The sequence below is a fragment of the Sulfuracidifex metallicus DSM 6482 = JCM 9184 genome (assembly GCA_032834875.1).
Lineage (GTDB): Archaea > Thermoproteota > Thermoprotei_A > Sulfolobales > Sulfolobaceae > Sulfuracidifex > Sulfuracidifex metallicus.
This window is the reverse complement of the sequence record CP135238.1, coordinates 274,249-285,305: the sequence shown is the minus strand read 5'-3', so window position 1 is coordinate 285,305 and position 11,057 is coordinate 274,249. Positions and strand designations below refer to the sequence as shown.

General features: G+C 40.9%; 5 protein-coding genes and 1 pseudogene. 1 reads left to right on the top strand and 5 read right to left on the bottom strand.

Translation table 11 applies throughout. From position 1 onward, the window contains the following. Positions 1–11: 11 nt before the first annotated feature. Entirely contained in the window at positions 12–3,098 is a 3,087-nt protein-coding gene (locus RQ359_RS01680; RefSeq protein WP_083476933.1) for a S41 family peptidase, read from the bottom strand. Positions 3,099–3,401: 303 nt separating this feature from the next. After that, on the bottom strand, positions 3,402–3,743 hold the full coding sequence (locus RQ359_RS01675; protein ID WP_054838054.1) for a DUF2173 family protein: 342 nt from the start codon (positions 3,741–3,743) through the stop codon (positions 3,402–3,404). Positions 3,744–4,012: 269 nt separating this feature from the next. On the opposite strand from RQ359_RS01675, the gene RQ359_RS01670 reads away from it, so the two are divergent. Then, entirely contained in the window at positions 4,013–7,873 is a 3,861-nt protein-coding gene (locus RQ359_RS01670) for a protease pro-enzyme activation domain-containing protein (RefSeq protein WP_156016217.1), read from the top strand. Between the two features lie 214 nt (positions 7,874–8,087). Here RQ359_RS01670 and RQ359_RS01665 read toward each other — a convergent pair. From RQ359_RS01665 to RQ359_RS01655, 3 genes and pseudogenes are all read right to left on the bottom strand, one after another. Then, positions 8,088–8,752: pseudogene (locus tag RQ359_RS01665) on the bottom strand (DUF47 domain-containing protein). A 26-nt stretch (positions 8,753–8,778) separates the two neighbouring features. After that, positions 8,779–9,897, bottom strand: a complete 1,119-nt coding sequence (locus RQ359_RS01660) for a citrate synthase/methylcitrate synthase (RefSeq protein WP_156016218.1) — start codon at positions 9,895–9,897, stop codon at positions 8,779–8,781. Continuing rightward, positions 9,884–11,008: a DUF763 domain-containing protein gene (locus RQ359_RS01655; RefSeq protein ID WP_054838050.1), complete on the bottom strand. Its 1,125-nt coding sequence runs from the start codon at positions 11,006–11,008 to the stop codon at positions 9,884–9,886. The genes RQ359_RS01660 and RQ359_RS01655 overlap by 14 nt, the downstream gene beginning before the upstream one ends. Positions 11,009–11,057: the final 49 nt, after the last annotated feature.

Here is an 11,057-nt window from a genome sequence, read left to right as displayed (position 1 = left end):
GCCGAGAATACCTAAACGTTTTTCACTTTACCTGCAACGATACTTTCCCTGTCCTTTTCAGCTTCCTCTAGGATATCCTTACTCTTTTCCATAGCCTCTAGGCTAGCCTTTATTCCTTCGTCTAGTTGAGGGTCAATCCCGTTCCTATAGTCCTGAGGTGAAATGTCTACCCATAGATCTGGATCCACGCCGTAGTTTTCAATGCCGAACTTAACATCATCAAACCAGCTTGCGAACTCAGGTTGTGTAACCGTAGTGCCATCTATCAATCTAATTTTAGGATTTATACCAATTACTCCTCCCCAAGTTCTTACACCGATCACTTTACCTAGTTTAAGCCTCTTGAAAACATGGGTAAATATATCACCGTCAGAGCCGGCATGTTCGTCAGTTAGGCAAACCATTGCTGGAGGTGGAGAGAAGGGCAAATATGGAGATGGCTTCCTATCCCTAGGCAGATCGGCGCCTATTCTCTGTCTCGAAAGGTAGCTTATTATTAAGGGCGATACATGACCTCCTCTGTTATATCTTACATCTACTATCATAGCTTTCTTATCCATCTGATGCGTGAAGTCCTTCACGAACTCAGCAAAACCCATTGGCCCCATATCTGGTATGTGTATGTAACCAACTTTACCTTCAGTTTTCTTTTCAACGTATTCTCTGTTCCTCCTTACCCAATCTCTATATACCAAGTAGCTCTCGTTCCTTACGGTCTTTACGCTGACTGAAACTTCCTTTCCGTTATGAACAATCTTAACAAGTACTGGGACGTCTTGTTTGTTGAGCAAAATCTCCTGTGGAGTAACTTCCTTAGTTAGCTTCACTCCATCTATGGAAGTAATGCAGTCGCCTTCCTTCATGTCTAAGCCAGAGGATAGCAGGGGGCTCTTCTCGTTTTCAGCCGATAGATCACCATAGAAAATCCTGGTAATCTCGTAACATTCTCCGTTAAACCTTACTTGTACTCCGAGTCCTCCTACAGTATAAGGTTTCTCAACCCTCAATTCGTTAACAATTTGATAGGAATGCGAAGTTCCGTTTTCACCTTGAAGTTCATTTATTACGTCCATGAGCTCGTATCTAGTGTTTACCTTTTCCAGCAGTTTCTCGTACTTATTCAGGACTTTATCCCAATCTTCATCAAGTCCCTTCCAATAGTTATGCTTCATTAAGTACCACGTCTCCTTAACCATCTGCCTCCATTCCTTGGCTGGTTCCACCCTTATCTTAATCCTGCTCAAATCAATGACTCCGCTCCTTCTCCCTGGATCCCTTGAAGTGAGGTCTGGTCTCTTATCCACGTTTATAATTCTCATTAAGTTACCCTTCTCCCTGACTATGACGTTACCTTCTAACACCTCAAAGTCAATAGCGTCGTTTACAACCTCTTCCTGCTGACCTGTAGTCATGTCATATATTATAAGGGAACCAACCCTTTCAGCTGAGGAGTAAAGCCAATATTTAGCTCTTCCTTCTATGGGGGACTTCAATAGTGCTACTTTGCCCTCCTTTACATGTCTAACCTTTCTGTATATTCCTGCATCAATTGGGAATGCCTCTACTCTCCTTATTGCATCGTCGGGGTTGAACTCACCATCACCCTTAGTTGAAAGGAAGGGAGAGGGAACTCCCTTTTTCATTACGGCAACAAAAGGCTTAGTTGAGGCTGGGAAGTCATAGTTAAAGACAATTTCGTCTAGAACTGGATCAAAATGCCTAATAGATAGGAAGAAGAGGTACCTTCCATCCTTGCTAAACGACGGCATAAAGTCCTTTCCCGTCGGGTTGGTAATTCTGTACTTCTTTCCGTCTAGAGAGGAAACCCATATTGATGAGGTTTCTGTCCCTTCCGGTTTAGAGTACGCTATCCAACCATCTGGTCCAACGCTGAAGTCAGAAAGTTCTCCATAATCTGATTTGTCTAAAACTGTCTTGTTGCCTGAGGATAGAACTATCAATTCACCACGCTTGTTTGCTATGATCAGGTTTGACTTGTAAACTGCGATCCTAGTTATCGTTCCTACGTCTGGCTTGAGTTCCTCCTTCAGATTCCCTTCCTTATCGTAAAGCTCAACTACATCGTCATACTTAACTACAGCAACAGTCTCTCCGTCAGAATGAATCATCTTGTACCTAGTGAACCCTGTGTTATCTCCCAAGGGTAAAGGTGCACCTTCCCAAGGGTTTAACAAGAAAGCCCTGCCCCTAGTTATGATTCCTATCTCCTCGCTTGAGATAGGATAATAATCGCTCACGTTTCTACTTTCGTCGAAGAAGATCTGTTTCTGCTTTCCACTAACCGGTGCCCTTATGTCGAGTTTTATTAATTTTTGATCATCGTACAAATAAATGTCTCCTCCTGCTTGGAACACTATCCTCTTTCCGTCAGAATTGGCATTTCTAACGTAGAAGTCGTTCATATCAGTGTGTTTCCTTAAGTCCTTCCCTTCTAAATCAACCGAGTAAAGATTGCCAATCCCCTCATGGTCTGAGACGAAGTAGAAACGATCCCCGATCCATATTGGCGAAGTTAGGTTGCCATTCAAGTCGAGGAATTTAACGAAGTTACCAGTGTAACCCCTATCTATCCAAAAGACTCCTCTAGTTCCGCCCTTATACCTTTTCCAATAAGTTAGGTCATAATTGTTCCTTCCAATCACTAGAGCTTTCTCACCGTACGCGATTGAGGTAACGGGTCCTAGATCTAGCCTCTTGGGCTCTCCTCCGTTAGGATCTATCTCAAATAGGTTCCTCCAAGCTGCGAAAGGAGATTGGAAATCGGAGGACACTATCACTTTGCCTTCAGGACTCCAACCCAAAACGTTAGTTGTTGGACTCCCGAACCAAGTGATCCTCTTTGCCTCTCCTCCTTCGCTAGGTATAACGTAAACTTCAGCTATCGAGCTTCCCGACGTCTGAAGTCTGGTGAATGCTATAAGGGTCCCATCGTTAGAAAATTTAGCTCTAGTCACAGCACCCAGACCTGAAGTTAACCTTAAGGGTTTCCCATCGTTTAAGTCCATAACCCAAAGGTCGTCCTCCGTAACAAAAGCTAGTTTGTTTCCATATATATCTGGATACATTAAATAGGCCATTTCGTCTCTCTGTGATTACAACTTGATTATAAATTCGTTTTAGCATTAGCTACAAAGATTAGGAGCTGTCTTTGTTTGTGTTTTCACGAGAGAAACGTCAACGTTGTTTAGATCGTAATTCATTAAGTCACTCCTCAATGGAGATTAGGTCGTGATAATATCACAACTTTATAAGATTACTTTATCTAACTCAGTTAAGAATAATTATATTTAAATTAACTAAAAAATATATTTATTGTGTATAAACATAAATATATATTTATTATTTCCTTTCTAATCTAAATAAAAAAAGATAATAATGTTTTACCCCTTATGCGCAACCTCGTGGAGAACCTTGAAGACCTCATTAAAGTCTGTTTGGTTCAATTGTAGGAAGACTCCATAGTTACCCTCTACACATACCGCATAGTCGCCTGCAGCTACTGCCCAACCAACTAGTGGACTCCATTTCATCCCAGTCATCTTTGAGAACCCTTCAGCCTGCATTTTAGCCATCATCGTGTTTGCAGCACACATCATAGCCACCATCTTAGCTAAATCCTCTGGCATCTCACCCTTATACGACACAAGTTCTCCGTTCTCCTTAAACTCTCCTGCGGCTACCGCGCCTTTTAATTTCATTAAAGTCTCGAGCTTTTCTTGCATGGACACACCTATCTTTATCTATTTTATTGCATATATATAAGATTTTCTATTAAACAATGTTAAAAAAATAATTATTGATTATTAATCTAGTTAAATGTTAAACGATTCTATAATGATAAATTATGGGACACCGTGGCTTGAGACGACCTATGGAAGTTAGAAATAAACATATAGAAAATTATAAGGAGTTTTACTTAATCTAGAATTTAAAAGAAAGTATTTTACATCCTGATAATTTTTAAATATTAGTTATTAGCCTTTATCTAGACATGGAAGATACAAAAAATTTTGGTGTACTACTTTTAACAATAATTTTAATCACAATAGGATCTTCCATGACAATTTCGGCAAGCAACGTGCCTACATCTAGTCCAATGGAATTGCAGAACCCAGAGACGCCACAAATAAACGGATTTCATTACGAAGGAAAGCTAGATCCATCAACGAATGTAGTAGTTACATTTTCAATACCGTTGAGAAACTTGAACATGCTCTATTATTATGCCGAAGAAACCTCGAACCCTTCATCATCGTTGTATCATCACTTCTTGTCAAAGGAACAAGTTGAGAAACTGTTCTACCCATCGAGTTCATATCAAAAGTTAATGTCGTGGATAAATGAGGAGGGACTGAAGGTAATATCAACGTCTACTGATTCAGTTGTTGTTGTAGAGGGCAAAGCTTCGCAGTTCGAGAAATTAGGGCTATCCTTCTCTGTATTTAGCAACGGAAGCGAAAGCTATTATATAGCAAATGGGCAATTTAACCTTCCAGTTCATGCCTTCATCTATTCGAGCAACATATCCAACTTATTCTTTGGGCATCCTTCTACTCTGTTTAATAAAGCTAGAAGCTTTGGAGTTAACTCTACAACCCCAATTGAAGCGTATCCAATTAAGGCTTTAAGAGAGGCATATAACGTTACTCCCCTTTACTCTAACAACGTAAAGGGAAGCTCCAACTATAGCATAGGAATCTTGGACTTTTACGGTGATCCTTACATAAATCAGGAACTAGCGTATTACGATCAACTATATAACATTTCGAATCCTCCTTACTTCAAGATAGTCCCAATTGGGCCATATGATCCTAACTTAGGAATAGAGACAGGCTGGGCTGGAGAAATAAGTCTAGACGTAGAATCTTCTCACACAATAGCTCCCAATGCAGGAATAACCCTTTTCATAGCTAACGGAAATCTTCCTTTGTATAGCATCATTTCTTACATAGACGAAATAGGAAATGTGACTGACGTTTCTCAGAGCTTTAGTATACCAGAGACTTATTTTTCGCAGTTTAGCGGACCTCAATTTTACTCATGTGTTGTCCTGACTGATCAGTACTATGCTATGGGATCAGCTGAGGGAATTACTTTCTTAGCATCTTCGGGCGACGCTGGAGGAAGCGGTTACAGCGCAGGTCCTCTAGGTACAGTTGGATACCCTGCCACTTCTCCTTGGGTCACCGCAATGGGAGGTACGACTACCTACATAGACTTCGGAAAAGGCTTCGTCACTACGTCATGGTCAAATTACGGTTTTATCCCCAACGGAGTAAATTACGGAGGTAGCACAGGAGGAATAAGTATAATTGAGCCTGAGCCATGGTATCAAGAAGGATTAAGTGCACCTTCCTCTTACCCTGATGGAAGGGAAGTCCCAGATCTTTCTGCCAATGCTAACGTTTACCCAGGGGTTTATATAGTGTGTCCGGGGAACGTCACCGAAATTAGCGGCGGAACAAGTGAGGCATCCCCCCTTATGGCAGGAATGGTAGCCTTAATGGCTCAATATCTAGGGCACAAACTTGGAGACCTTAACCCCATCATATACGAGCTAGCAGATAACTCTACAGACTATCAAAAGGCTTTCGTGCCAATAACTTTCGGATACAATATTCCTTGGACTGCACATTACGGATATAACTTAGTTAATGGCTGGGGATCCATCAATCTAGGATATTTGTCGAATTTAGTGAAGGAATTATCAGTGAAGCCATCATTGAGCGTGTCAATAAAAGTGCTTAACGGTACACCTAACGTTACTCTACCAGAGGAAATATATCCGGGTCAGAACTTAACAGTCGTCGCTAACGTAACCTATAACGGAACTCCTGTGAAAGCTAATGTTACGTTATATCTAAGTGACGTTATGGGTCAAGTGCTAAAAGCTGAGATGACAAAAATGAACGGTAGTTACTATGCACTTGTAAAAGTGCCCTCAAATGATAGTGGAATTACCTACTTTACCGTTAATGCTACTTATATGAATCAGAGCAAAATTGAAGGTGTTGGCATGGTGAGCAGTTTCGCTGGATATTACATTTGCTTCCTAAGTCCTATAATAATGAAACCTTATTCCGTAGAAAATAACGTTACAGTTGAAGCACAAGTCGAGAACGTGTACGGAGAACCATTCCCTCACTCTCACGTGGAAGTAGCAGTATATTATTACAACTTCACTTCCAATCAATACATCAAAGTTGGAAATGTAACTCTAACGTTTAATAATTACACCGACCTATGGACTGGATATCTTCAAGGAAATTATAACGCTGGTGTAATGCTCCTAATGGGAGAGAACGCTTATGGCTTTGTATCGTTCTACAACGGATTTGATTTACAGAGCTTGTTCATTCTACCTCAGGTAATATCCGAGCCTGGAGCCGTCGGAGGAGGGCAATATGTCATCATACAAGGTAACATAGAGCCTCCCGTTAACATACCGCCCTCAACTATGTCAGATTCCGTTTTCGGAACTACAATAAACGCCTCGCTTACTTTCAACGGTAAATCGGTGAGTTCTACTCAGCTGCTAATGACGTCTCAATTACAATACTTAGGCTTCCTATACGTGCCTAAAAACGTGAGTGGAGGGCTTTACAACATTATACTTAACGCGCAGTATCAGTCCTTCTCTTTAGGTGAAAACATCTCGGGATACTTCTATGGTCAGATCTACGTTAGTCCTTCAGTTTCTACTCCTGTAGTTGAAACGTCAAATTACTCAATACAAGGGCAACTACTTGAGATATATGCTAACATAAGTTATCCAAACGGTACTCCAGTAAGATTTGGAATGTACTCTGCTACGGTATTCCCAGTTAAGTTATCCTTCGATTATTCATATATTAGTAACTTAGTCGAGATTCCGCTCTATTTTAACTATACGTCCGATCTCTGGCAGGGAAACGTAACTTTGCCTTCAATATTGAACGACGGAAATCTTTCTTATCTAGATAACTCTGTAGTGCAGGGTCCTTTCAGAATACTTGTGACCGGGGAAAGTTATAACGCAGTTCCTACTAACGTCAGCCTGAAGTACGCAAAAACGATAAATGTGGAGCCATTCAGTCTAATAGAGAGCCAGAAGATAACTGAACCCACAGATAATTCGTACTTTAAGAACGATACAATATTGGACTTCTCAGGAGAGCTGATGAACGATGTGTTCTATAATACCACAGTTGAAGGTGGAACTCAGGACATTTTGATGGCAACTGGATCCATGAGTTTGATGGACGCTAACAGCACGATAATTCAGGGCAATCTAAATGACGTGTATGCTTACGACTCACATTTGACGCTGATAGATAGTCATATAGAAGAGCTAAAGCTAGTTAATAGCACAGTAACTTTAATTGACTCTAACGTTTCATCGATATCTCCATCTGCACCGGAAATAGTTACGACAAAGTACATAAATGCAACGTATAATGCATCGTTAACGTTTAACGTAATCGGAGAGAACATAAAGCAGGTCGTAGTTACATTAAATGGAACGCCGATAGGAGAATTCTATACTAATGGCACACATTCTGTAACCATAAATACTACGAAGCTGCCTGATGGTACATATAGCTTGGAAATTAGGGCTACACAGAGTGATGGCATTTCGTCAACGTACACGACGTTATTGAACGTTAATGGACAACTGGAAAACCTTAACAAGAATTTAGGAAACTTGTCTACACAATTCTCTAACAAAACCTCCTCCATCGACTCAGCTTTATCGAGCCAGTCTAAAGAGGAAGGTAAGATCATGACCTATGCAGACGTAGGGATTGTTCTCGCTATAATTGCATTAATAATAGCTATAGTAGCCTTGATAAGAAGGAGTAAGAGCACGTAACAAAATAAATAATTTGTCCCTTTTTGTGTTTTTCCTCTATTACAGAAAAGAGATTCTTTTTTCCTCCCTTGTCTCTCAGCTCATGGTCTGTTACCTAATTATGATACCCACGCACGATTTCCAGACATTAAAATAATATTAAAATAATAATAAGGATAAAAGGAAGAAAAGACTCTACCATTGCGAAAATCACACTTCCAAAGAAGGCAATTGATTATGCCTTCATTGTAGCGTAGAGTAACTCCACGCTTATTGTGGCTCCTCCATGCTGTCAAGTATTTCATCTATAAATAGAATTATATCCTTCATTTGAAGTATTGAAATTATATCTACCTCTTTTTCCATATCATACAATCTCTGCAACAAGGTATCCTTTATTTCATCTCCTTGTCTTTCCATGGCTTGTATTTCCTTTCCTACCTTAATTGCCTCTTCCATGTCAACCTGAATTGCGGAAATCAAGTCAGAGGTCTTCTTAGATGCCTCATTTACTAGAGAGAGATAGGTCAAAAGCCCCTCTGATAATGATATTATGCATCTCTCATTGGGTGTTCTAGAGCTCATGGCTCTAGAGGCGTCCTTTACAGCCTTCACCGTACTGTAAAGCGACTGCGTAAGCATAACTATTGTCTCCTTGAAGTCTGGAAGAAAAGCCTCACCGTAAAGCGTGGAGAGTATCTCTTCCCTAAGCATGGCTATTCTTTCGTGGTAGCCTTTTATCCTTATCATCTCAGAAGCTATCGGGTCCCTATCTCCTCTCCTGATGGCTGAAAACTCATCCTGTAATGTGGTTACAGCTTCCCTAATCATGGACGACATCTTCATTAGGTTCGAGTAAATTTGTCCTTCTTTATTACTAAGTATTCTAAACTTAAGCATCTGAATATTTATAAAAAGAGTATTATTTAAGATCTATCCTCTATAGGAACGTATGGTTTTTCCACGTCGCCAACGTAAATTGCCTTGGGTCTTATAAGCCTATTATCGTTTAGATATTCCATCACTTGAGCCGTCCATCCCACAACCCTAGACGAAGCGAACACAGTCGGGAAGAACCCAGGTGAGAAACCTAAGCTGTAGAAAACTAAGCCTGAATAAAAGTCAACGTTAGGGTAAATTCCCTTTTCACCTAAAGTCCTTACCGCCAAGTCCTCAACCTTCCTAGCTATCTCGTATAGATGATGATTTCCCTTCAGTTTAGTGACCTTATCTGCATAAGACCTTAGAATTATTGCCCTAGGATCGTAGGTTTTATATATTCTGTGGCCGAAACCCATCAATCTCTCCTTTCTAGATAACCTCTTGTAAACGTACTCCTCAACCTTTTCTGGAGACCCAATTTCTAGAAACATCTTCAATGCCTCTGAGTTAGCTGCACCGTGAAGTGGACCCTTAAGGGCTGAAATACCTCCAATAACTGAAGAATATATATCTGATAACGTAGAGGCTATGACTAGGCATGCGAAGGTAGAGGCGTTCATCTCATGGTCAGCATGAAGGATCAATGCAACGTCCATAGCCCTTTCCTCAATTTCCGTTGGTTTCTCTCCGCTCAACATGTAAAGGAAGTTGGACGCATGAGATAAAGACGGATCAGGAGGAATAGGCTGTTCTCCAGATCTTATCCTCTGGAATGCGGTAATAAGGGTAGGTATCTTAGATGTTAGCTTAATTGATTTAGTCATTATGTCGTCCTGTGAGGTATCTGCTGTGCCTATCATGCTAACAGCCGTCCTTAGAACGTCCATAGGATTTGAAGATGGATCAACGTTAGTAAGGTATTCCATTACTTGATCGGGCAGGTCTCTGTGTTCGCTCATGGTCTTCTTGAAGGACTCTAGCTCTCGCATGTTGGGTAACTTGTTCTTCCAAAGAAGGAAGGCAACCTCCTCGAAGGAAGAAAACTCCGCCAGGTCGAAAATTGAATAACCTCTGTAAAATAGCCTTCCCATTTTACCGTCTATGTAAGTTATAGAAGTCTCCTTTACTGCTATGTCCTCCAAACCCTTCTTAAGTACGTCCAATACTCTCCTTTAACCTTCTGAAGGCTATCTTTTTATCTTTTCTATCGAGTTTCGATCTTTCTATCATGTTCTCTAAAGTTCGAATTACCTCATATGCCACACGTCTATTTACGGGATAAGGTACGCCATCCTTACCTCCTACTGCAAATGCATACTTGAAAGGATCATAAGGAATATTGGCTACGTCTGAGTATGACGGTGGCTCCCTATATATTAGATCTGCAACCAAATACAACGCTTTTGCAGTTGAAGGGCCCAAACCCTGCAAAAGGGCCTCATCAAACGAGGCGGGGGAAAATTCGTTCAATTTTGAAATTACCTCACCTATTTTCTTTATATCTATAGGTTTCATATAAACCAGTTTAGCTTGAGGAGAAACGAAGGATTCAGTGCCACCGTTAACCCAAAACATTATGTTTGACCTGCCCTTCAACATAGATTCTGCCTCCTCTATCTCCCTAATCACTTTCCTCGGGTCCTGCCTTATTAAATCCAGGACGACCCTCCTGGCCCCTTGAGCTTCATCCATTACTACGTTAACTGAGGAATTAGACTTCAAGCCAGCAACGTCATGAACAGAAGTAGTGGAGGCTTGATTCACCCAGTGGTAGCGCCTAGCGAACTTGGTTTCTTCGTTCATCCCTTGTTGTATTATGCCCCATTTACCTTCGTCTGACACTATAAGACTCTGATGGTAGAGTTGATACCCGTCTTGTATTGCTGTAGTGTCCACTTTTGCTACAAGCTTTGATACTTCCTTCAGCTTTTCCTTATCTACGTCAAAATTTAACGAATCTATCTCTTCCGGTATACGTAAAGAACTTTTTCCCTTGCCTCCAAGTATGGCCAAGCCGTACTCATGTCCAACAACCTCCTTCAATATTCCCAGCGTTACTGTGGTTGACCCTGATGAATCCCAGTCCATCCCTATTACGTTATTGAGTCCCTGAAACCACAGAGGGTTAGACAGCCTTTCCACTACTTTTGACGGACCCCATTCATCTATCATTATCCTGATTATCCCGCTGGAAAGTCTTCGCATTATCGGAATGAGATAAGGGGGAACGTGACCTGTATGCAAAGGTAAGTCGGCTATGCCTTCAACTTCCATTGTTCTATATATAAGGTAAAAAATAATTTTTAATGTTTCTCATTTAGCC